The organism is Lacticaseibacillus daqingensis (genome assembly GCF_003946115.1).
GTDB lineage: Bacteria > Bacillota > Bacilli > Lactobacillales > Lactobacillaceae > Lacticaseibacillus > Lacticaseibacillus daqingensis.
Window position 1 is genome coordinate 18568 of the sequence record NZ_RHOH01000004.1, and the last position, 22700, is coordinate 41267.

A 22700-nucleotide genomic window follows, 5' to 3' on the forward strand; every position below is an offset into this window, starting at 1 on the left:
AGATCAGACGCTGAATCCCAATCGTTACACCCACCCTGTCGCAGCAAAGAACGTTAACGCGAAAAAATCGCATTCCCTCAACATTAGTTGGTGGGCAATTATCGCCGGTGCGATTTTGTTTTACTGGCTCTTTACCGTGACAGAACGTTTGACGTTCACCAGCTATCTCGTTGCCATACCGGTTGGAATCTTCCAAATCGCACTATTTTTTGGACTAATCGCGGCAACAATCATCAAATTGGTTCAACACTTTCTCTCAACGTCTGAACTGGTCGCCGGGTTTCAGGAGCGCCGCGCGTACCACCGTGAGATCCGCGAAAACCAACGCCAAGTTCAAGAAGAAAGAAAACTGGACGACCTGGACCGCCAATTTCAAGAAGATAATCCACAACTTACCGACACCGATCTCCGAAAACGGTACCAGCTTGATGAAACTATCGATTCGTTGAATCTTGAGCCCACCTATGAACTCAATGAGTTGATCAAGCAAATCGGCCCGCGCGACGCCGATTACAGCTGGATTGTCCTGGACAACGCGCAATATTTCCCGCCCAAGATGCTGCACGACTTCCCCAGATTGGTCAAAATCCATCAGATTTTGATCGACGGCGGCGCCTCCAATTGGGCCGGCGCCTTGCAAGCACTAAAAGCAGACGAGGCGAACAAACGGATTTTCGCCCAGTTCAACCAGCTGCATGACGAAGTTGAGGAATCTTCCATCATCGCCTCGCAAGCCATTCAGGCCACTCAAGAGCAGCTTGAAAAAGCGATTGACAGCGTGTCAGCCAACGTCACCGAATATTCGAAAGAAGTTGACCAGTTTGCGAGCGATGCCGAAAGGGCGCGGGCGGCCTTAGCGGGTGCCATCTCATCGCTGGAGAGCAGAGCCGCACGGGATCCATTTATGCGGTATTAGCAAACTTCCGGGCCTTCAGCTTCAACGCTAGACGGAACCGAGGTGATCAGTGTGGCTCACCCTATTTTCATGGCACGCTACCAAGCCACCGGCGAGATTTGCTTCATGGACATCAGCTTCACCCACTTCGTCGCCCACGTGGCCGCCTACCTGCACACGGAGATTGAGCTGGGCGATGCCCGCATCATCCCCGCGGTCCGCGGGGCCTACGACGTTAACCGCTATCAGCTTCACCTCTGGCTGGACGGCGCGGCGACCAAGGTGCCAAGAACCCCTGCGGCCTGGCACTTCATGATGAACAAAGACCCCGGTGGCAGTGAGACGCTAAAATCGCTCGAAGCAATCATGGGGCTCAGCTTTACCGTCATGGCCGGCAAGAACTAGCCCAAACCAAGGCGGTGAAGGCTGCAATCATTCCCCTTTGTGATTATTAGATGAATGCACGTCGTTCATCTGATGATTACAGGGGGATTTTTTGTGCTCCGCGCCAATCATCGATGATTTTTACGAACCGGACGTCATTCAGTGGTGCCCGAAGGTTAGCCTGAATCCCTTCTTCAGCCGCTTCCTTAGTCAAAACCGCTTTGGGTCAAATTTGATCCTCCAGGAATCACTTGGCAATGCCAGACTGGCCACAATCGCCTTACGCCTGCCGATTACCGAAGATATGGGGAACGATACCATCTTTGACGGCCGACCCGAGACGTAAAAAAGGCTGAACCCCTCTCGTTGGCAAACGCCAAAACGAAGGAAATTCAGCCAGACTCTTTAAACTTGTTTGTGCCTCCGACAGACACCTGCGTTGGCAAACCAGACTAAGCCATCGCTATCTCCCCAGCAAAAGGCTTACCTGCCGCTACTTGCCCTTGGTATCGTCCTCGTTCATGTTCAAGATACTCATGAACGCTTCCTGCGGCACTTCCACGCTCCCCACGGCCTTCATGCGCTTCTTCCCGGCCTTCTGCTTCTCCAGCAGCTTGCGCTTACGGGTGATGTCCCCTCCGTAACACTTCGCCAGGACGTTCTTGCGGTAGGCCTTGACGGTGCTGCGCGCAATGATCTTGTTGCCGATGGCGGCCTGGATCGGGATCTCGAACTGCTGGCGCGGAATGGTTTCCTTCAGCTTGGCAACGATCGCGCGGCCACGCTCGAAGGCAAAATCCTTGTGCACGATGGTACTCAGCGCATCGACCGGGTCCCCGTTGAGCAGGATGTCCATCTTCACCAGCTCGCTTTCGCGGTAGCCGGTGATTTCGTAATCGAGGCTCGCGTAGCCCTTGGTAGAGGACTTCAGGTCATCGAAAAAGTCGTAGATGATCTCGGACAGCGGCAGGTTGTAGATGACGTTGACGCGGTACTTGTCGAGGTAGTCCATGGTGACGAACTCCCCGCGCTTGCGCTGGGCGATTTCCATCACCGCGCCCACGTAGTCGTTCGGAACCATCACGCTGGCTTTGACGAACGGCTCGCGGATCGCTTTGATCTCGCTGGGTTCCGGCAGCTCGGCCGGATTGTCGATGGTCAGCGTGGTGCCATCCGTCATGTTGACCTCGTAGTCCACGCTCGGTGCGGTCATGATGAGGTCCAGGTTGAACTCGCGCTCCAGGCGCTCCTGCACCACGTCCATGTGGAGCAACCCGAGGAAGCCGCAGCGGAAGCCAAAGCCGAGAGCCTGGGAGGTTTCCGGCTGAAATTCCAGCGCGGCATCGTTGAGCTGCAGCTTCTCAAGCGCCTCGCGCAAGTCGTTGAACTTGGCGTTATCGACCGGGAACAGCCCGGAGTACACCATCGGCGTAATCTTGCGAAAGCCCGCCAGCGCCTTTTGCGCGGGACGGTTAGCCAGGGTCACGGTGTCCCCCACACGGGTGTCCTGAATGGTCTTGATGCTGGCGGTGATGTACCCCACGTCGCCGACCATCAGGAAGTCTTTTTGGACGGCCTTGGGGGACATCACGCCGACTTCGGTCACTTCAAAGGTCTTGCCGTTGCTCATCAGCTGGATGGTGTCGCCGGGGCGGACCATCCCCTCCTTGATGCGCACGGCCAGCACGACGCCGCGGTAGGAATCGTAGACGGAATCGAAGATCAACGCCTCAAGTGGGGCGTCAATGTCGCCGCTTGGCGCGGGAATGTCCGAGACGATGCGCTCGAGCACCTCCGGAATGCCCAGACCGGTTTTGGCGCTGGTCAAAATCGCCTCGGAGGCGTCCAGGCCGATCATCTCTTCGATTTCTTCCTTAACGACGTCGGGCTGGGCGCTTGGCAGGTCGACTTTGTTGATGATCGGCACGATCTCAAGGTCGTCATCCAGCGCCAAATAAACGTTGGCTAACGTCTGGGCCTCGACCCCTTGCGCTGCGTCCACCAGCAGCAGCGCCCCTTCACAGGCGGCCAGGCTGCGGCTGACTTCATACGAAAAGTCCACGTGGCCGGGCGTGTCGATCAGGTGGAAGATGTAGGTTTCGCCGTCTTGCGCCTTGTAGTGCAACTCGACCGCGTTGAGTTTGATCGTGATGCCGCGCTCGCGCTCCAGGGGCATGTCGTCGAGGACCTGGGCCTGCATGTCACGCTTGGCGATGGTGTCCGTCAACTCCAGAATGCGGTCGGCAAGCGTCGACTTGCCGTGGTCGATGTGCGCCACGATCGAAAAGTTGCGGATGTGTTGCTGGCGGGTCAGCAGTTCTGCTTTGTCCAATCCAATAGCCTCTTTCTCTGTCGTTTCAGTGGTTTGGTTAACTTCTAGTATAACCGAAAAAGTGGGCCGGGACAAAATGTCTCGGCCCACTGTCTCGGACTGCTCTGGAATCGTTGTGCGGCATTGGGGCGCTAAACCCCAACCGGCGCAACTGCCACGTTACTTCTTGAAGGCGTCACGCACTTTATCGAACAGTGAGCCTTCATGCGGGGTCACGTCCTCACCGCTGGCCGCGGCAAACTGCATCAACGCATCCTTTTGCTTCTGGTTAAGGTTCTTCGGCGTCTTCACTGTCACGGTGACGATCTGATCACCGGTGCCGGTGCCTTGCAAGTGCGGCGCCCCCTTGCCCCGCAGGCGGAACTTGGTGTCCGTCTGGGTGCCGGCGGGGATCTTCAGCTCAACAGGCCCGTGAACGGTGTCGACGTTGATGGCATCCCCCAGCGCCGCTTGGGCGAAGCTGATGGTCATTTGCATATAAATTGTCGCCCCGTCACGCTGGAACTTGCTGCTTGGTGCGACCCGGAAGACGATGAACAGGTCCCCGTAAGGGCCGCCGTTGGTGCCGGCCTCACCGGCTTCACGCAACCGCATCTGCTGGCCGTCTTCGACCCCGGCTGGCACGGACACGTCGATGGTGTGCCGCTCCTTCTGGTGACCGGTGCCGTGGCAGTCCACGCACTTGTCCTTGATCTCTTTCCCAGTACCACCGCAGACATCGCAGACCTGCTGGGTCATCATTGCACCCAGCGGGGTGTTGCGCTGCACTTGGATGTAGCCAGCGCCGTGACACTTAGAACAGGTCACGGGGCTGGTGCCAGGCTTTGCGCCGCTCCCACCACAGGTGTGACACATCGCCTCGCGGTCATAGGAAATCTTGGTCTTCTTGCCAAACACGGCCTCCGTGAAGGTCAGGTCCATGCGGTACTGCAGGTCGGCGCCTTGCCGCGGGCCGGCTGCGGACTGGCCGCCGCCTTGCCCGCCGCCGAAGAACTGGCTGAAAATGTCATCAAAGCCGCCAAAGCCTTGCGCACCGCCGCCACCAAACCCGGAGAAGCCTTGGCCATAACCGCCCCCACCGAACCCTTGGGGGCCATCGGCAGAGCCGTACTGATCAAAGGCCGCACGCTTTTGCGGGTCAGAAAGGACTTGGTAGGCCTCGTTGATATCTTTGAATTTTTGTTCCGCGCCGGGCTCGTGGTTAATGTCCGGGTGGTACTTCTTGGACAGCTGGCGGAAGGCCCGTTTGATGGTCGCATCGTCAGCATCGCGGCTGACACCCAGAATGTCATAGTAATCTTTCTGCTCTGCCATATTGTCTCCTCAGTTCCGTAATTTCACTCAGTGCGCCTTAGGATAACACAGTTGAACTAAAAAGCCAAAGCCGCCGGGGCTTCGGCTTTTCAGTCACCGCAAAGGGCTACTTGTTATCGTTGACGTCTTTGTACTCGCCATCGATGGTGTCATCGTCTGACTTCTTATCGTCGGCTTGCGTGGCCCCTGCCGCGTCCCCTTGGGCACCGGCTGCTGCCTGCGCCTTTTGGGCTTCTTCGTACATCTTGACCGTCATGTCCTGAACGAGCTTGTTCAGGTCGTCGCGCTTGGCCTTCATGTCTTCGATGTTGTTTTCTTGTTGCGCCTTCTTGAGAGCTTCCTTGGCGTCTTCAGCCTTCTTGATTTCGTCGTCGGACACCTTGCCCTTGAGTTCGGTCAGAGTCTTGTCCGTCTGGAACAACAACTGGTCAACGTCGTTCTTCAAGTCAACTTCTTCCTTGCGCTTGGTGTCGGCTTCCTCGTTTTCCTTGGCTTCCTTCATCATGCGGTCGATTTCGTCATCGGACAGGCCTGACGAGCTCTTGATGGTGATGTTCTGGGACTTACCGGTGCCGAGGTCCTTGGCGGAAACCTGCACGATCCCGTTCTTATCGATGTCAAACTTCACTTCGATTTGTGGCACGCCACGTGGGGCGGATGGGATGTCGGTCAACTGGAAGCGACCCAGGGTCTTGTTGTCTGCGGCCATTGGGCGTTCGCCTTGCAGGACGTGGATGTCAACGGCCGGCTGGTTGTCGGCTGCCGTGGAGAAGACCTGGCTCTTAGACGTTGGGATCGTCGTGTTGCGGTCAATCAGCTTGGTGAACACGCCACCCATCGTTTCGATCCCCAGGGACAGTGGCGTCACATCGAGCAGCACCACGTCCTTGACGTCACCGGAAATGACCCCACCTTGCACGGCCGCACCGAGGGCAACGGCTTCGTCAGGGTTGATGGAGTGGTCGGGTTCCTTGCCGGTCCAGGACTTCACAGCGTCTTGAACGGCAGGGATCCGCGTGGAGCCCCCGTTCAGGATCACCTTGTCGATGTCAGCGTTGGTCAGGCCGGCATCGCGGAGCGCATTGTCGACTGGGATCTTGGTTTGCTGAACGAGGTCTTCGGTCATTTGGTCGAACTGCGCGCGGGTCAGTGTGCGTTCCAAGTGCAGCGGGCCGTTCGCGCCGGCAGAGATGAACGGCAGGGAGATCTGTGTAGAAGAGACGCCGGACAGGTCCTTCTTAGCCTTTTCAGCGGCATCCTTCAGCCGTTGCATCGCCATCTTGTCCTTGCTCAGGTCAATGCCGTTTTCAGACTTGAATTCCGCCACGAGCCAGTCGATGATCTTGTTGTCAAAATCGTCCCCGCCCAGGTGGGTGTCCCCGTTCGTGGACAGCACTTCGAACACGCCGTCGCCGAGCTGCAGGATGGAGACGTCAAAGGTCCCACCACCCAGGTCGTAAACCAGGACTTTTTCTTCCTTATCGGACTTATCCAGGCCGTAAGCCAGGCTGGAGGCAGTCGGTTCGTTGACGATCCGGGACACGTTCAAGCCCGCGATCTTACCGGCATCCTTGGTCGCCTGACGTTGGGAGTCGTTGAAGTAGGCCGGTACCGTCACAACGGCTTCGGTGACTTCTTCGCCCAGGTAGTCTTCGGCGAACTTCTTGATGTATTGCAGGATCATCGCGGAGATTTCCTGTGGGGTGTATTCCTTGTCGCCGACCTTCACGGTGTAGCCCGCTTCACCCATGTGACGCTTGATGGACATGATGGTGTCCGGGTTGGTGATGGCTTGGCGCTTGGCCACTTCGCCGACCTGGATCTCGCCGTCTTTGAACGCAACGACGGAAGGCGTGGTGCGGTTGCCTTCTGGGTTCGTGATGATCTTTGGTTCGCCGCCTTCAAGTACCGCAACGGCAGAGTTGGTGGTCCCTAAGTCAATCCCAATAACTTTACTCATGTTAGAATCCCTTCTTAATCGTTTTTTGTCTACTTAATTTTAATTGGCGACAACAACCATCGCCGGCCGGAGCACCCGGTCTTTAAGCATGTAACCCTTTTGAAGCACGGTGACAACGGTGTCCTTTTCGTGCTCGGCGTCAGCCGGGACGGTTTGGACGGCCTGATGCAGCGTCGGGTCAAACTTGCCGCTGGCATCGATCTCCGTGACGGCCGCTTCCTTGAGGGCGTTATCGAGGTGCGTGTACACCATTTCAACGCCCTTTTTCAGCGACTCAGCGCCGTCTTCCGTGACCGTCGTGTCAAGTGCCCGCGCCAGGTTATCCAGCACTGGCAACACGGCGGTCGCAAGCTTTTGACCATCGTACTTCAGCAACTGCGCCCGCTCCTTTTTGAAGCGGTTGTTCATGTTGCTGATTTCCGCGGCTGCCCGCAGGTACTTGTCCTCGAAGTCATCGCGCTCCTTGAGCAGCGCCTCGACATCGACATCTGCGGTTTGCACTTCATCCGCTAAGTCTGCCTGCATTTCTGCGGCGATCTCGTCTTTGAGTGACGGGGTTTCTTTTGCGTCGGTTGCCGGCGCTTTTTCTTTATCCGTCATGGGCCCCTCCTTTGTCATTGATCAAAATGGGTGTAATAGTTGGTCAGCCGCTTGGCGAGCTCCTCACGGAAGGTGGTCAACAGACCGATCATCTTCGAGTACGGCATCTGGGTCGGCCCGATCAGGGCGATCATGCCCGTCCCGTGCTCGCCCACGCTATACTTGGCGGTGATCACACTCAGGTTCGCCAAGGCGTCCGGCGTGAGCTCAGAGCCCAGCCGCACCTGCAAGTCCGACACCATGGCCGGATTCAGCAACTGATTGATGGCCCCTTGCTCAGGCTCCATCATTGCGAGCAGCCGCTTGATCTGGCCCACGTCGCCGTCTTCGACATAATCCATCAGGTTCAGTCGGCCCCCAACATAAAAGCGCTCGGCCGCCGCTTTTTGCAAGACGTTGCCGAAGATGTCGAGGAAACCGTTCGGGCTGGTCATGTACTTGAACAAGACGGCCGGCACGTCGGCTTGCAGCTTCTGCGCCACCTGGCCCAGCGGCAGTCCGACCAGCTGATCGTTGATGATGCGGATCGCTTTTTCGACCTCACCGGAATCCACCTCAGGCGGCAGCGTGAACAACTGATTCTCCACATTGCCGTTGCTGGTGACCAGAATGGCCATGACCTGGTGATTGCCTAATGGCACCATCCGAAAACCGGTCAGGCGAATGTTGGCCACCTCAGGGCCAAGGCTGATGGCGGTGTAGCTGGTCAAGTTCGACAAGATGCGGGCGCTTTGGGCCACGATCTCATCGATCTTGTAAAAATGGCCGCCAAAACCCTGCTGGATCGCGGCGATCTCGTTTGGCGTGGCGGCCGCCGGTTCCACCAGGTTGTCCAGGTAGTACCGGTAGCCCCGCGTCGACGGCACCCGCCCTGAGCTACTGTGTGTTTTAGTAATCAATCCCTGCTCTTCTAAGGCCGCCATATCATTGCGGATCGTGGCCGAGCTGACGTGGATCGGCAGCTCTTCCATTAACGTCTTCGATCCGACTGGCTGACCACTTTCAGTGAATAGCCGAATGATCTCCTTCAAGACGAGCAGTTGGCGTTTCGTCAACATATTCCCACCTCTTTTAGCACTGGCAAACAATGAGTGCTAACACAATGAATAATATACCAACTGCCATTAGCAATGTCAACCCGCTTCTGCCAAATCAGCCTTACGACTGAGGGCTGAACCGGGATTTGGTGGGCCGCGCCGCAACATCCAGCGCACCGCGGGACACCAAAAAGACCGCGACCGGATCGCGGCCCTTCAATTCAGATGAGCGGGTCCTCCAGCAAAAACTGCTGGAACACCTCGTTGCCCAGAAACATCCCTTGGTTCGTCAGGATCAAATGGTCGTCACGCTCGACCATCAGACGCTGGTCCTTGAGGGATTGGATCAATGCGCCGTACACATCCTCAATGCTGAGGTGGTACCGCGCGGCAAAGCGCGCACGGCTGACGCCGGCGCGGGTGCGCAGACCCAGGAATAACTCCTCTTCGATCTGCTCTTCCAGTGGCACCAGGTGATGCTCGATCACAGGCACCTTGTGGTCGTGTAGCGGTGCCAGGTACTGCTGAATCGGGCCGAAGTTATGGTACCGGTCGCGCCCCACATACCCGAACGCCCCCGCCCCGAAACCGAAGTACTTGTCGTTACGCCAGTACAGCAAGTTGTGCTGGCACTCAAACCCGGGCTTGGCGAAGTTAGCGATCTCATACTGCGCTCGCCCGTTGACCGCCATCAGGTCGATCGCATCCTGATACATGTCCGCCTCAACGTCCTGATTCGGTAGCTGCAAGCGCCCCTTGCGCATCAGGTTGTAGAAAATGGTCTTCTTCTCCAGGATCAGCGAATAGGTCGAGTAATGCGGCAGGTCCAGTTCAAGCGCGTGGCGCAAGCTGTGTAAAAAGTTGTCGCGGCTTTGGCCCGGCAAACGGAAGATCAGGTCGATGGACAGGTTGTCCAGCCCCACCGCGCGCGCATTGGCAATGGCCGTGTAAACATCGGCTGCCTGGTGCGTGCGGCCGATGCGCTTGAGGATTGCATCATCGAAGGACTGCACCCCGATCGACAGGCGTGTCACACCGTTATCCTTCATCACCTGCAATTTGTCTCGCGTCAGCAAGTCGTTGGGGTTGGCCTCGAAGGTGAACTCCCCGTGCTCAAAATGTAACTCGCGCCGGATCGCCACGATCAGCTTTTCCAGCTGCACTGGCGACAATGCGGTGGGCGTACCGCCCCCAACGTACACCGTCTCGATCGACTCGTTGGGGTGGCTCGCCATCACCAGGTGCATCTCGCGAATCAGCATGTCGAGGTAGTCGTCCACCGGCTGGCCCTCGATGAACACCTTGTTGAAGTCGCAGTAATAACAGATGTGCGCACAAAACGGGATGTGGATGTAGGCGCCGGCCATCAGTCCCTCAACTCCTTCAAGTAGGCCCGTGAGGCGGCCTCATCCTGCGCAAGCTGGGCCACCAAGCCCGCGGCGCCGGTGAACTGCACCTCGCCGCGGAGGTAGTGCAGCCAGCGCACCACCACTGGCTGGCCGTAGATGTCCGCATGAAAATCAAACAGGTTGATCTCAAGCGTGACCGGCCGCCCCGCCCCAAACGTGACATTGCGGCCGACTGAGGCCATCCCCGGCACCCATGCCCCATTCACCTGCATTAGCACTGTGTAGATCCCGATGCCCGGCAACCGCTCCGCGGTCGGCGTGGCGATGTTGGCGGTCGGATAGCCCAGCGTGCGCCCCCGGGCCTCCCCGTGAACCACAGTCCCCGTCGTCTCGTAGGCGTACCCAAGCAGCTGGTTGGCGGTGGCGATATCGCCGGTATCAAGTGCGGCGCGAATGGTGGTCGAGGAGATCTTCGCCCCATCGATCATCGCCGCCGGCACCGTGAGGACCTCGAACCGCCCCTGCGCATAGTCGGGGAGCGTCGTCATGTTGGCAACGGCCCGCTTACCGTAGGTGTAATCAAAGCCCGCCACCACCACCGCCGCGTTGAGTCCCACAAGGTACTGATCCACGAAGGCCTGCGGCGCCAAGGCGGCAAATTCCGGCGTGAAGTGCAGCACGTACAGCACGTCCACCTGGTTTTGCGCCATCAGGGCCACCTTGCGTTGCCGCGTCGACAGGTACTTGACCGAATCCGCCGGCACGTGCTGGTAGATCACGGCCGGATGCACATCAAACGTCATGACCGCCAGCTGCAAGCCGCGCGCATCGGCGGCCGCCCGGGCCCGCTGGATCACCGCTTGGTGCCCGCGGTGCACCCCGTCAAAAAAACCCAGCGCGAGCACCACCGGCTGCGTTGGCCGCAATGTCTGGTCTAATGGTGGCACAACATCAATTACTTGCATCTCAATCCCCTATTTCTGATCCCGTATTCGCTAAAAACATGATGGCTGGCCGATACACTGGGCCGGCCTGCTCGTACACAGCCTTGAGCACGTCTGCGTGCATCAACAGCACCCGCGGCGCGCTCAGTGGCAAGGTCAACGCGCGGCCGTCTTGCACCATCGCCCACTCTGCCGGCGTCAAGGCGTGCTGGGGCACGTCCTCAAAGACCGTCTCGATCGGGCGCAGCACCGCGGCCACCGCCGCCGGCGCCGTCTCACGGTCGAGGTCACGCAGATCCAGCGTCTGAGCCAGGGTAAACCCGCCGCTTTGCGTCCGCGTCAGTTGACTCATCACCGCTGGCACACCCAGCGCGCGGCCGAGGTCGACCGCCAAGGTGCGAATGTACGTGCCCTTGGACACTCGGGCCATGAAGCGCACCCGCTGCGTGCCCGTGACGGCGTCAAAAACCGGTTCTGCGGTCCGCGCAAAGGCGTAGATGGTGGCGGTGCGCTTGGGCCGTTCAACGGTTTCCCCGTGCCGCGCATAGTCGTAGAGCCGGCGCCCGTTGACCTTCACTGCCGAGTACATCGGCGGGATCTGCGTGATGGTGCCGGTCAGCGTGGCCATCGCCGCATCAATGGCGGCGGGGGTGAACGGCGCCGGCAGCGACACCCGTTCCACCTCAGCCCCATCGAGGTCCTCGGTTTCGGTCGCGAAGCCGACCGTCACTTCACCGGTGTACACCTTGCCCAGGTCCATCAACGCTGGCACAGCCTTGGTGGCCGCGCCCAACGCGATCGGCAGCACCCCGTCGACACTGGGATCCAGCGTGCCAGAGTGGCCGATTTTTTTCATGCGCAACAAGTAGCGCAGCTTGCTGACCACGTCTGCGCTGGTCATGCCCACCGGCTTGTATACGGGTAAAATGCCGTCCATCAGTTCGTCCTCCGCTTCGTCGTTCGCCTCTCATGCACGAGCCAGGTCACGCCAAACGCAGCGACCACGATCAGGCTGAACAGCCAGTTGGGCAGCTCCAGCCCGATCATCGGGAGACTCCCGGCGAGCTTAAAGGCGATGACGCCGATCAGCACGTAGGCCATCGTCTCAAGCTCTGGCACCTTTGTGATAAAGTTGGTGATCACCTGTGCCACGAACCGCATCGCCAAAATCCCAAGGCACCCCCCGATCAGCACGATCACCGGATTCGAATCCACCGCCAGCGCCGCCAGGATCGAGTCCACGGAGAACACAATGTCAAGCGCCTCGATCTGCAAGACTGTGCGCCAAAAATGCACGTGCTTAGCGCGTGCCTCGGGCTGGGCCGCGGCCTGAGGGTGCCGCTGTTCGTAGAAGTAGTGCAACGACATCCACAGCAGGTACACGGCCCCAAGCGCTTTGATGCCCCAAAAGCGCATCAAATAAGCGCCCAGGCCGATGGCGATGAACCGGAACAGGTACGCCCCCCACATCCCATACAACAAGGCGTGGTGTTGCAGCTTCTCCGTCGGCAAAGACTTTGTCTGCGCGGCAAGCACCACTGCATTGTCGACCGATAGCAGGCACTCCAGCACCGCCAGCGTCGCAATGATCATCCAGCCACCGGTGGTCATCACCGCCGCGTGCCAGTTACTGGCCTCAAAAAAAGGCACGTATAGTTTTTCTAAAACAGAAATCGTGAACACCTCGCTTATTCGCCCATTATACCGTTTAACCGAATGCCCTGCACCCCACGGCCGCAGTTCTTTCAATCTACCACGCCAACGCCGCCCGTTCAATCTCGCCCACGCAAAAAAAGAGGCTGCAACAAGTGCCACAGCCTCTTTTTGCGCGCCGATGCTTAATCTTTGCGTTTCATATCATTGAGGAGCTGGTCGATCCGCGCCCCGTACTGCACCGAGGTGTCCTGCACGAACTGAATCGTTGGCACCTTGAACAGTTTGATGCGCTGACCAACCTCACGGCGGATCAGGCCTTGCGCCTTATCCAGCCCAGCTTGGACCTCCTGCACGTGCTTCGCGTCGTCCTGCAAGACACTGTAATAAACCGTGGCCTCTTGCAAGTCGCCCGTCAAGCGCACGCCGGTAATCGTCACGCCTTTGACCCGGGGATCGTTGACGTCCTTCAGCAGGATGTCGTCGATCTCGCGCTGGATCTGCGTTTCTACGCGTCCGATACGATGTTTCATAGTGACCTCCTGTGCAACCAGTCGGCTACTTCACCGGAACTTCTTCCATGGTGTAGGCTTCGATCTGGTCGTCGACCTTGATGTCGTTGTAGTTTTCGATGGTCAGCCCCAGCTCAAAGCCTTGGTTGACCTTCTTCACGTCGTCCTTGAAGCGACGCAGGGAGCCCAGCTTGCCTTCGTGAACGACGATGCCGTCACGGATCAGGCGGATGCCGGCATCACGGGTGATGTAGCCGTTGTCGACGAACGCCCCAGCAACCGTCCCGATCTTGGAGACGCTGATGGTTTCGCGCACGGTCAGCGAACCGGTGACCTTTTCAACGAAGGTCGGTTCGAGCATGCCCTTCATAGCATCTTCGATTTCACCGATCGCTTTGTAAATGACACTGTGCAAGCGAATGTCAACATCTTCCTGATCCGCCTGCAACTTGGCCTGCGGGGTCGGGCGAACGTTGAAGCCGATGATGATGGCGTTGGAAGCCGAAGCCAAGGTGACATCGGATTCGTTGATCGCGCCAACCGCCTGGTGAATGATGTTCACGCGGACGCCTTCGACTTCGATCTTTTGAAGGGAGCCGGCCAGCGCCTCAACGGAGCCTTGCACGTCACCTTTAATGATGACATCGACTTCCTTGAGTTGGCCTTCCTTCATGGTTTCAAACAGGTTGTCCAAGGTCACGCGGTGCGTTTCCTGACGCACCTTATCCAAGGCGCGCTTGGCCCGTTCTTCACCGGCTGCGCGGGCAGACTTCTCATCGTCAAAGACCACGAACTTGTCGGCGGACTGTGGCACATCGTTGAGCCCGGTGATTTCCACCGGCATGGCCGGAACGGCTTCCTTGACGCGGCGGCCGCGGTCGTTGGTCATCACCCGGATGCGCCCGAAGGTGTTCCCGACAACGACTGGATCGCCGACATGCAGCGTCCCCTGCTGAACCAGTACGGTGGTCACAGGGCCACGGCCCTTGTCCAGTTTCGCTTCGATGACGGTCCCAATGGCCTTTTGCGCGGGGTTCGCCTTGAGCTCCAGCACATCAGCTTCCAGCAAGATCATTTCGAGCAACTCGTCGATGTTCTTACCGAACTTCGCAGAGATCTGGACGAAAATGGTGTCGCCACCCCAGTCTTCTGGGATCAGGCCGTACTCGGCGAGCTGTTCCATGACGTGGTTCGGGTTGGCGCCTGGCTTATCGATCTTGTTGACCGCCACGATAATCGGCGCGTTCGCCGCCTTGGCGTGGTTGATCGCTTCGATCGTCTGTGGCATCACGCCGTCATCCGCCGCAACGACCAGCACGATGATGTCGGTGATATCAGCCCCACGCGCACGCATGTTGGTGAACGCCGCGTGCCCTGGGGTATCTAAGAAGGTGATCAGCCGATCGTTCAAGCGCACCTGGTAGGCCCCGATGTGCTGCGTGATCCCACCGGCTTCGCCTTCGGTCACGTGGGTGTGGCGCAGCTTATCCAACAGCGTCGTCTTCCCGTGGTCAACGTGACCCATGATCGTGACGACCGGCGGCCGAGACGCTTGCACGTCCGTGTTCGTGGCTTCCGCTTCGAACAAGGTATCGATATCGGCGATGTCTTGCTCGATCTTCTCTTCTGCCTCGATCCCATAATCCGTCGCGATCAGTTCGATCGCGTCCTTGTCCAGGCTCTGGTTCTGGTTCACCATCACGCCAAGCATGAAGAGCTTCTTGATGATCTCGGCTGGCTCGCGGTGCAAAATCTTACCCAAGTCTTGGGCGTTCATTCCGACCGTATAAATCAGTTTTTCTGGCAATGGCCGCTCCTTACGTTGTGGCATTTCCTTCTTTGGCTGAGCCTGAGCGCGACGCTTGTTCTTCTTGTTACGCTTCTTGTTGAAGGCATTCCCACGGTTATTTTGGTTATTTTGCTGCCGGCCCTGGAACTGGGGCCGGGTGAATTCTTGCTTGCGGGCTTCGGTCGGCTTGGCTGGTGTGGCCGCGACTGGCGCTACCGGAGCCGGCGTTGACTGAACCGGTTTTGCAACGGCGGCCGGCTTTGGTGCTGGTTGCTCGCGTTGCTTCTCCTCGCGCCGCTTTTGCGACTGCTTCAGCTGCTGGATGAACTTCTCATCGTTCCCTGCCACCGGGCGCGGGTTCGAGTTCGCCTGTGTGGCACGGCCTGCGCGCGGCCGTGGGCTCGGCGCCCCACTGGCCTGGAAGCGATCGTTGCGGTTATCCCGGCGACCTTGTGGCTGGTTGCCTGAGCGCTGCTGGCCACCGCGGTTATCTCGCTGGCCCTGATTGTTCCGGTTATTGTTGGCCCCGCCGTTGTTGCGGTTGCCGCCTTGGCTTTGGCCTTGGCTCTGGCCGCCGCGGTTCCCTTGGCCTTGGGTTTGATTCTGGTTATTGAACCGACCGCCACGGGCTGGCTGGGTGTTCTTCGGCCGACGAATCGCAGACTTCGAGATCTTAGTCTTGCCGTCCGCCGTTTTTTGAACGGTGTGGTGCGTGCCTGGGGCAGGCTTTTCAGTCGCCTGCGCGCTAGCCGCTGGCTGAGCGGTCGGCTTTGGGGTCTCCGTTGGCTGAGCCGCAGGTTTGGTGACTGCCGCGGCCGGCTTCGGCGCTTCCGCCTTTGGGGCTGGCTTGGCTGCCGGTTGGCTGGCCGCCGGCTTAGCACTCAGCGCACTTCGCAGGCTGGCCTCTTGCGCGGGTTCAATGGTGGCCATGTGGGACTTGAAGCTGATTCCCTGCTTGGCTGCGGCATCGATGACCACTTTACTCGTGACGTTGACTTCCTTGGCAAATTCATAGACTCGTTTTTTGCCCATTTCTTCACGCTCCCTCTTAATCTTAGGTGAGCAGCTTTAATAGCTTTTTTGCAAAGCCGATATCGCAGACCGCGATCAGACTCCGCTTGGCGCCGATCGCGTGAGACAACTCCATGGTTGTCAGACTGTCTACAAGTGGAATCTCGTAAAAGCTACTTTTATCGGTAAATTTCTTCTTGGTGTTGGCACTGGCATCGCTGGCGACGAGCACCAGTTTGGCGCTGCTGTCGCGAATCGCGCCCAAGACGAAGGTTTCCCCCGTGGTGAGACGGCGTGCGCGCTGCGCCAGGCCCAGTAGGTTTAACGCCTGCTCTTTGGTCATTTGGTTTCGCCGAACAATTCTTGGCGCGCCTTTTGGTGATCCACATAGGCGAACAACTCATCATAAAAGCTCGGCTCGACACTGAGCGAAAACGCCTTGTCGATCAGATGCTTCTTCTTGGCGACCGTAATTGCGGCCGGGTCAAGCGCCACATAGGCCCCTCGGCCCGCGGCCTTGCCGGTTGGATCAATGGCGACCGTACCATCGGCGTTGCGCACGATACGCACCAGCTGCTTTTTGGGGAACATTTCCCCCGACAGCAGGTCCTTGCGCATCGGGATCTTCCGCTGCTTCATGTGCGTGCCTCCTATTCAGCGTCGCTGCGAGTTGGCGCAGCGTCAGCCTCTGGGGCGGCGGTCGTCTCGACTTCTGTGGCCAAAACGGCCTCATCCGCCTCTTCAAGCTCTTCGTCATCGACGAACTCGACTTCGGATTCCGGCTTGATGTCGATCTTGTAGCCGGTCAGCTTAGCGGCCAGCCGCGCGTTTTGGCCTTTTTTCCCGATGGCCAAAGACAACTGGTAGTCCGGCACGATCACCGTGCACGAGCGGTCGTTGTCTTTATCGTTGAACTGCACGGCGATGACTTGGGCCGGGTTCAGGGCGTTGGCGATGTAGTCCACCGGATCCTCTTCCCACTGCACCACGTCCATGTTTTCACCGGACAGCTCGTTGACCACGGCCTGCACCCGGGCGCCTTTAGGCCCGACGGTGGTGCCAACGGGGTCAACGGACGGGTTGGTCGAGCGCACCGCGATTTTCGTGCGATCGCCGGCTTCACGAGCAATTCCCGCGATTTCAACGACGCCTTGGAAAATTTCCGGCACTTCCTGTTCAAACAGGCGCTTCACCAAGCCGGGGTTGGTGCGCGAAACGAAGACTTGTGGGCCCTTGCTGGTGTTTTCGACTTTGGACACGAAGACCTTGATGCGGTCGTGGGCCTCGTAGTGCTCGTTGGGCATCTGGTCTTGCTTGCCCAACACGGCCTCGATCTTACCCAGGTTGACGTAGATAAACTTGTTATCGCGCCGTTCCACCTGGCCGGTCATGATCTCGTTTTCGTACTGGGAGTACTCGTCGAAGATGATGCTGCGTTCAGCTTCGCGCACGCGCTGCATGATCACCTGCTTCGCGGTTTGCGCGGCGATGCGCCCGAAGTTACGCGGGGTCACCTCAAAGCGGATCTCGTCGCCGACCTCATAGGCGCGGTTCAGCGCCAGCGCATCTTCTAAGCTGACTTCCAGGCGGGAGTCGAAGACCTGCTCGGTCACTTCCTTGACCGCGTAGACCGTGATATCGCCCTTCTTTGGGTCAAAGGTCACTTCCACGTTTTGGGCCTGGTTGTAGTTGCGCTTGTACGCAGACACCAGCGCCGCTTCAAGCGCGTCGATGACGATTTCTTTCTTGACGCCCTTCTCCTGCTCAAGCGCATCGAGGGCTTCGATCATTTCCTTTGACATGTTGTTCCTTCCTTTTCAACGCCCGCCTTCGCGGGTCCAGATTTCGCTTAGAACTCGATCGCAAGGCGTGCGTTCGCAATGCCTGCGCGCTCGAATGTCAATGTTTTGCGCCGCGCCTTGTCCTTGACCTCAAGCGTCAGGGTGTCGGCGTCAAGGGCTTTGAGAAAGCCTTCGAAGACCTTCTGACCGGCCTGCTTTTTGAACAGCGAGATGTGAATATACTCGCCCAGCGCGTTTTCAAAGTCACGCTGATTCTTCAGCGGCCGCTCCGCCCCCGGACTGGAGACTTCCAAGAAGTAGGCCTGCGGGATCGGATCTGGTGACATCGCGTCCAGCTTTTCGGATAAGGCCTCGCTGACCAGCACACACTCATTCAGCGTGATGCCCCCGGGCTTATCGATGTAGACGCGTAGATACCAGCTGCCGCCCTCCTTGACGAACTCGATATCGGCGAGCTCGAAGTGGTGCGTTTCCAGGATCGGATCAACAATCGTTTTGACTGTGTCGACAACCGTACTCAAACCATTCCCCCCTTTAATGCCTCCCGTGTTGGAGACGAAGTGATGACAGCTTTCAATCTGTGGGTTCCAATAAAAAGAGTGAGCATTTCTGCTCACTCCCTTCCACCGATTTATTTACTACTAATAATCTAGCACAAATTCAACCATCACGCAACTATCGGCGCACTTTTTGTTGCGCTTAGAACATACTGTCAAACAGGGATAGCTGGTTCTCGTCCGGCAGTGTGTCCAGCACGTGGTTTTCGGTCATGTAATCGATCAGGGTCTTGGACACTTTCCCACGGGTGGCGAGGTCTTCCTTGGAGAGGAATGGCCGCTCCTCACGCGCGGAGATGATCTGCTTGGCCACGTTATCGCCCAATCCAGGCACCGCACGGAACGGCGCGAGCAGCGTGTGGTCGTCGACGATGGTGAAGTCGTGGGAATCGGAGTGCTCGATGTCGACCATCTTGATCTTGAACCCACGTTCCAGGCATTCGTTGGCGATTTCCAGAATCGTCAGCAGACTCTTTTCCTTGGCCGAGGCATCGTTACCTTGGTCCGTGATGGCCTTCATCGCGGCCTTCACTGCGTCCTTGCCGTGGCTCATCGCCACGAGGTCGAAGTCTTCGGCGCGCACGGAGAAGTACGCGGCGTAGTACACCAGCGGCAGGTAGACCTTGAACCAAGCGATGCGCAGGCCCATCAGGTCATACGCGGCCGCGTGGGCTTTGGGGAACATGTACTTGATCTTCAGGCAGGAGTCGATGTACCAGTCCGGAACGTTCTCGTTGTCGCGCATGGCCTGCTGCCAATCGTCGGGGATCCCGCGCCCCTTACGCACGTGCTCCATGATGTTGAAGGCCATGGACTCGTCCATCCCCCAGTGAATCAAGTCCATCATGATGTTATCACGACAGCCGATCACTTCCTTGATAGTGACGACGCCTTGCGAGATCAGCTCCTCGGCGTTGCCCAGCCACACATCCGTACCGTGTGAGAGCCCAGAGATCTGCAGCAGCTCAGAGAACTTCGCCGGGTGCGTCTCCTCCAGCATCCCCCGCACAAACCGCGTCCCGAACTCCGGCACGCCCAGCGTCCCGGTTTTGGAGTTGATCTGCTCAGGGGTCACCCCGAGGATGTCGGGGCTAGAAAACAGCGACATTACACCGGGGTCGTCCATCGGAATGCTCTTTGGGTCGATGCCTGACAGGTCTTGCAGCATGCGGATCATGGTCGGATCATCATGCCCCAGCACATCCATCTTCAGGATATTGTCGTGAATGGAGTGGAAATCAAAGTGAGTGGTCATCCACGCCGCGTTTTGATCATCGGCCGGGTACTGAATCGGCGAAAAGTCATAGATGTCCTTGTCGGCCGGCACGATCAGGATCCCCGCGGGGTGTTGCCCGGTGGTGCGCTTGACCCCGGTCGCGCCCTTGGCCAACCGATCGATTTCGGCGTCGCGGATCATTTGGCCGGTGTCGCGCTCGTAGGCCTTGACGTAACCGTAGGCTGTTTTGTCCGCCACGGTGCCGATGGTGCCGGCGCGAAAGGCATGATCCTCCCCGAACAGCACCTTGATGTAGTTATGCGCTACGGGCTGGTAGTCCCCCGAGAAGTTCAGATCGATATCGGGGACCTTGTCGCCGTGGAAGCCCAGGAAGGTTTCAAACGGAATGTCCTGGCCGTCCTTGGCCATGTCGGTGCCGCAGTCCGGGCACGCCTTATCGGGCAGGTCAAAGCCGGACCCGTACTCCCCCTTCGTGAAGAACTCAGCGTGCTGACACTGCGGGCAGCGGTAGTGCGGCGGCAACGGATTGATCTCCGTGATACCGGACATCGTGGCGGCCAGGCTGGAGCCGACCGACCCCCGCGAGCCAACCAGGTAGCCGTCCTTGTTGGACTTCAGCACCAGCTGCTGGGCGATGTTGTAGATCACGGAGAACCCGTTGCCGATGATGCTCTTCATTTCCTTGTCGAGCCGCTTGGCCACGATTTCCGGCAGCGGGTCCCCGTACAGCTTGTGGGCCTGTGTCATCACATCGTGGGTCAGATTCTCTTCCACCCCGGGGATCTCCGGCGTGTACAGCTTGGTCTTGACCGGCGTGATGTCACCGTCGATCCAGTCGGCTACGGTGTGGGTGTTGGCCACCACCACCTGGTGCGCGAGATCCGCACCCAGCCAGTCGAAGTCGGCCAGCATCTCCTGCGTCGAGCGGAAGTGCACATCCGGCAGGCTGTGGCGGTTCAGCGGGTTGGCGCCCCCTTGGCTGTGGATCAGGATCTTGCGGTAGATCGCATCGGTTTTGTCAAGGTAATGCGCATCCCCGGTGGCCACCACCGGCTTGTTCTGCTCGGTGCCGATCTGAATGATTTTTTGAATGATGTCCTTAAGGTGCGCCTCTCCTTGAATCAGCTCGGCTTCACGTAGCGGCAGGTAGTTGGCCATCGGCTGCACTTCCAGGTAATCGTAAAACGCGGCCTTTTCGGCAGCCTCGGCGTAGCCCTTTTGCATCATCGCGGTAAAGACTTCCCCGCTGGCACAGCCCGAGCCCACCACCAGCCCGTCGCGCAGCTTCTGCAGGCGACTGCGTGGCACGCGCGGCATCCGGTAGTAGGTCTCAACGTTGCTCATCGACACGAGCTTGAACAGGTTCTTCAGCCCGGCCTGAGTCTTAGCCAAAATCACCGCGTGGGTCGGGCGGCTCTGCTTCCAGGCGTCCCCGCTGCCGATACGGTCGTTCAGCTGGTCAAGGCGCGTCATTTGGTACTTGGTGGCGGCCTCTTTCTCCAGCGCATACATCAGATAGCCGGTGGCCTCCGCATCGGCGTTGGCCCGGTGATGGTGCTCCAGCGAAATTTTGTACGCCTTAGTTAGGGTGTCGAGCTTGTGGTTCTTGCGCTCCGGGTGCAGCATCCGTGATAGTTCCAGCGTGTCAATGACCGGGTTTTGAATCTTAGCCTCATTCAGGCGCTGGTAGGCCGCGTTCAGGAACCCGACGTCAAAGGTCACATTGTGCCCGCACATGATCGCGTCGGCACAGAAATCCCGAAACAGGTGCAGCACCTCGGTTTCGGACTTCGAGCCGCGCACCATGTCGTCGGTGATGTGGGTCAGGTTGATGGTGGTTTCGGACAGCGCAAACCCCGGGTCGATCAGCTCCTCGAATTCCCCGATCACCTTGCCGTCCTGCATCTTCACGGCGGCCAGTTCGATGATCTTATCGTACACGGCAGAGAGCCCGGTGGTTTCAATGTCAAACACGACGTAGGTATCGCTGGCCAAGTCACGCGGGGCATCCGCGTTGTAGGCCACCGGCGTGCCGTCGTCCACCAGGTTGACCTCGACGCCGTAGATCATTTTCATCTCGGCCTTGCCAGCCGCGGTGTGCGCTTCCGGGAACGCCTGCAGCCCGGCATGGTCGGTGACCGCAATGGCAGTGTGCCCCCAGCTCTTGGCCCGCTTCACGTAGCTGCTAATGCTGGTCATGCCATCCATCGTGCTCATGTTCGTGTGTAGGTGTAGCTCAATGCGCTTGTCACCGACCACCTCATCTTTAGGGGCGGCGTGTTTGACTTCCTGCACATCCTGCGCGTTGACCGTCAGCTCGCGCGAGTAGTTATCCTCTTGGACGGAACCGCGAATGCGCAGCCACATGCCCTGTTCGATACGGCCGAACGCCGCCTCATCCTCGGGACCGTTGCTGAATTTTTTGACCAGAAAACTGGACGTGTAATCGGTCACCTTCAGCATCAGCAGCGAGCGCTTGGAGCGCAGCTGGCGAACCTCGACGTCAAACACGTAGCCTTCGATCAAGACGGACCGTTCTTCCTGCGTGATGGTGATCATCTGCGCTGGCGTGTCGTCTTTCTTCAGGCCGCGCCCGAGCTGGACTGGGCCGCTGGCGGCGTTCGGGTCGCTGGCCGCCTGCTGCTCGCGGGCCTGCACCACGGTGGCTGCGCGCTTGGCGAGTGCGGCCGCTTCCTGCGCTTTTTGCGCCTGAAAGGCCGCCATCTTCGCCTCAGTTTCACGGCTGTCCACGATGGCGTTGAGGCGTAGCCCACCGAAGCCAAGCTGCTGGTAAGTTTCCTCCAGCTTGCCCAGCCCCTGGTTCACAAGGAACTCGCGCACCGGCTCGTTTTCCGCCGTCAGCGTCACCCGGCCATCGGTCAGCTGGGGCGTCTGTTTGGCGCACTGCTCCTGCACGATGCCAGACGTGATGGCGGCATGGGCACACACATACGGCCAGTACGCGGCCAGCAGGTCTTGTGTGATCTCCGGCTGCGTGGCCTTGATGCGCAACGCGGTGGTCGCAATGCCCTTGAAGGCCGCGGTGAGGTGCGCCTCCAGCTGCGTGAACACCGCGTATGGCAGAATGTCTGCCGTGCCGATGGTGAACTCGTAGCGCGCGCTTTTGCTGTGGATCACCACGGCTTCCACTTCGGCGGTGGCAAAGCCCGGGTAGTTCGCAATGTCTGGTGGTAATTGGATCTGCTCGCAAAGCTTGGCGAACATGGCTTGTTTGGATAACGCCAAAACGCACACTCCCTTAATTTGTCATAGCCCAATCGTAACCCACGCCTGCCGGTTCGGCAAGCGGGGGCCGCCAGTGGG

The 22700-nt window shown here is 58.7% G+C and carries 18 protein-coding genes; 2 read left to right on the plus strand and 16 right to left on the minus strand.

Going from position 1 to position 22700, the window contains the following annotated elements:
* The first annotated feature begins 136 nt into the window (after positions 1-136).
* Together EKM88_RS06260 and EKM88_RS06265 are read left to right on the plus strand one after the other, a co-directional pair.
* On the plus strand, positions 137-916 hold the full coding sequence (locus EKM88_RS06260; RefSeq protein WP_164512024.1) for a hypothetical protein: 780 nt from the start codon (positions 137-139) through the stop codon (positions 914-916).
* Positions 917-985: 69 nt separating this feature from the next.
* Entirely contained in the window at positions 986-1300 is a 315-nt protein-coding gene (locus EKM88_RS06265) for a hypothetical protein (RefSeq protein WP_164512025.1), read from the plus strand.
* 472 nt (positions 1301-1772) lie between these two features.
* On the opposite strand, the gene lepA is transcribed toward EKM88_RS06265, so the two are convergent.
* The 16 genes from lepA to EKM88_RS06345 form a co-directional block, all read right to left on the minus strand.
* Positions 1773-3611, minus strand: a complete 1839-nt coding sequence (gene lepA / locus EKM88_RS06270) for a translation elongation factor 4 (RefSeq protein ID WP_125704297.1) — start codon at positions 3609-3611, stop codon at positions 1773-1775.
* A gap of 159 nt (positions 3612-3770) precedes the next feature.
* The gene (dnaJ, locus tag EKM88_RS06275; RefSeq protein WP_125704299.1) at positions 3771-4925 is read right to left on the minus strand and encodes a molecular chaperone DnaJ; all 1155 of its coding nucleotides are present in this window, start codon (positions 4923-4925) and stop codon (positions 3771-3773) included.
* 106 nt (positions 4926-5031) lie between these two features.
* Positions 5032-6885, minus strand: coding sequence for a molecular chaperone DnaK (gene dnaK, locus EKM88_RS06280; RefSeq protein ID WP_125704301.1), 1854 nt, complete (start codon positions 6883-6885; stop codon positions 5032-5034).
* 39 nt (positions 6886-6924) lie between these two features.
* Positions 6925-7485, minus strand: a complete 561-nt coding sequence (gene grpE, locus EKM88_RS06285; RefSeq protein WP_263853029.1) for a nucleotide exchange factor GrpE — start codon at positions 7483-7485, stop codon at positions 6925-6927.
* Positions 7486-7499: 14 nt separating this feature from the next.
* Positions 7500-8543, minus strand: a complete 1044-nt coding sequence (hrcA, locus tag EKM88_RS06290; RefSeq protein WP_125704305.1) for a heat-inducible transcriptional repressor HrcA — start codon at positions 8541-8543, stop codon at positions 7500-7502.
* A gap of 200 nt (positions 8544-8743) precedes the next feature.
* On the minus strand, positions 8744-9889 hold the full coding sequence (gene hemW, locus EKM88_RS06295; RefSeq protein WP_125704306.1) for a radical SAM family heme chaperone HemW: 1146 nt from the start codon (positions 9887-9889) through the stop codon (positions 8744-8746).
* Entirely contained in the window at positions 9889-10836 is a 948-nt protein-coding gene (gene ribF / locus EKM88_RS06300) for a riboflavin biosynthesis protein RibF (protein ID WP_125704308.1), read from the minus strand. Before ribF ends, hemW begins: the two co-directional genes overlap by 1 nt.
* Position 10837: 1 nt before the next feature.
* Complete coding sequence (gene truB, locus EKM88_RS06305) at positions 10838-11752, minus strand: tRNA pseudouridine(55) synthase TruB (RefSeq protein WP_125704310.1); 915 nt, start codon at positions 11750-11752, stop codon at positions 10838-10840.
* A complete protein-coding gene (locus EKM88_RS06310; protein ID WP_404819964.1) occupies positions 11752-12426 on the minus strand; it encodes a TerC family protein in 675 nt (224 codons plus the stop codon). The genes truB and EKM88_RS06310 overlap by 1 nt, the downstream gene beginning before the upstream one ends.
* A 227-nt stretch (positions 12427-12653) precedes the next feature.
* Positions 12654-13001: a 30S ribosome-binding factor RbfA gene (rbfA, locus tag EKM88_RS06315; RefSeq protein WP_125704312.1), complete on the minus strand. Its 348-nt coding sequence runs from the start codon at positions 12999-13001 to the stop codon at positions 12654-12656.
* A gap of 25 nt (positions 13002-13026) precedes the next feature.
* Complete coding sequence (gene infB / locus EKM88_RS06320; RefSeq protein ID WP_125704314.1) at positions 13027-15801, minus strand: translation initiation factor IF-2; 2775 nt, start codon at positions 15799-15801, stop codon at positions 13027-13029.
* Positions 15802-15823: 22 nt separating this feature from the next.
* Entirely contained in the window at positions 15824-16123 is a 300-nt protein-coding gene (locus EKM88_RS06325) for a L7Ae/L30e/S12e/Gadd45 family ribosomal protein (RefSeq protein WP_125704316.1), read from the minus strand.
* Positions 16120-16419: an RNase P modulator RnpM gene (gene rnpM, locus EKM88_RS06330; protein WP_125704318.1), complete on the minus strand. Its 300-nt coding sequence runs from the start codon at positions 16417-16419 to the stop codon at positions 16120-16122. Before rnpM ends, EKM88_RS06325 begins: the two co-directional genes overlap by 4 nt.
* An 11-nt stretch (positions 16420-16430) precedes the next feature.
* Positions 16431-17582 (minus strand): transcription termination factor NusA, encoded by a 1152-nt coding sequence (gene nusA / locus EKM88_RS06335; protein WP_125704320.1) that lies wholly within the window; start codon positions 17580-17582, stop codon positions 16431-16433.
* A 47-nt stretch (positions 17583-17629) separates the two neighbouring features.
* Positions 17630-18103 (minus strand): ribosome maturation factor RimP, encoded by a 474-nt coding sequence (gene rimP, locus EKM88_RS06340; protein ID WP_125704322.1) that lies wholly within the window; start codon positions 18101-18103, stop codon positions 17630-17632.
* Positions 18104-18281: 178 nt separating this feature from the next.
* Positions 18282-22622 carry a PolC-type DNA polymerase III gene (locus EKM88_RS06345; protein ID WP_125704324.1) on the minus strand — a complete coding sequence of 1447 codons (4341 nt, stop codon included), beginning with the start codon at positions 22620-22622 and terminating at the stop codon, positions 18282-18284.
* Between the last annotated feature and the right edge of the window lie 78 nt (positions 22623-22700).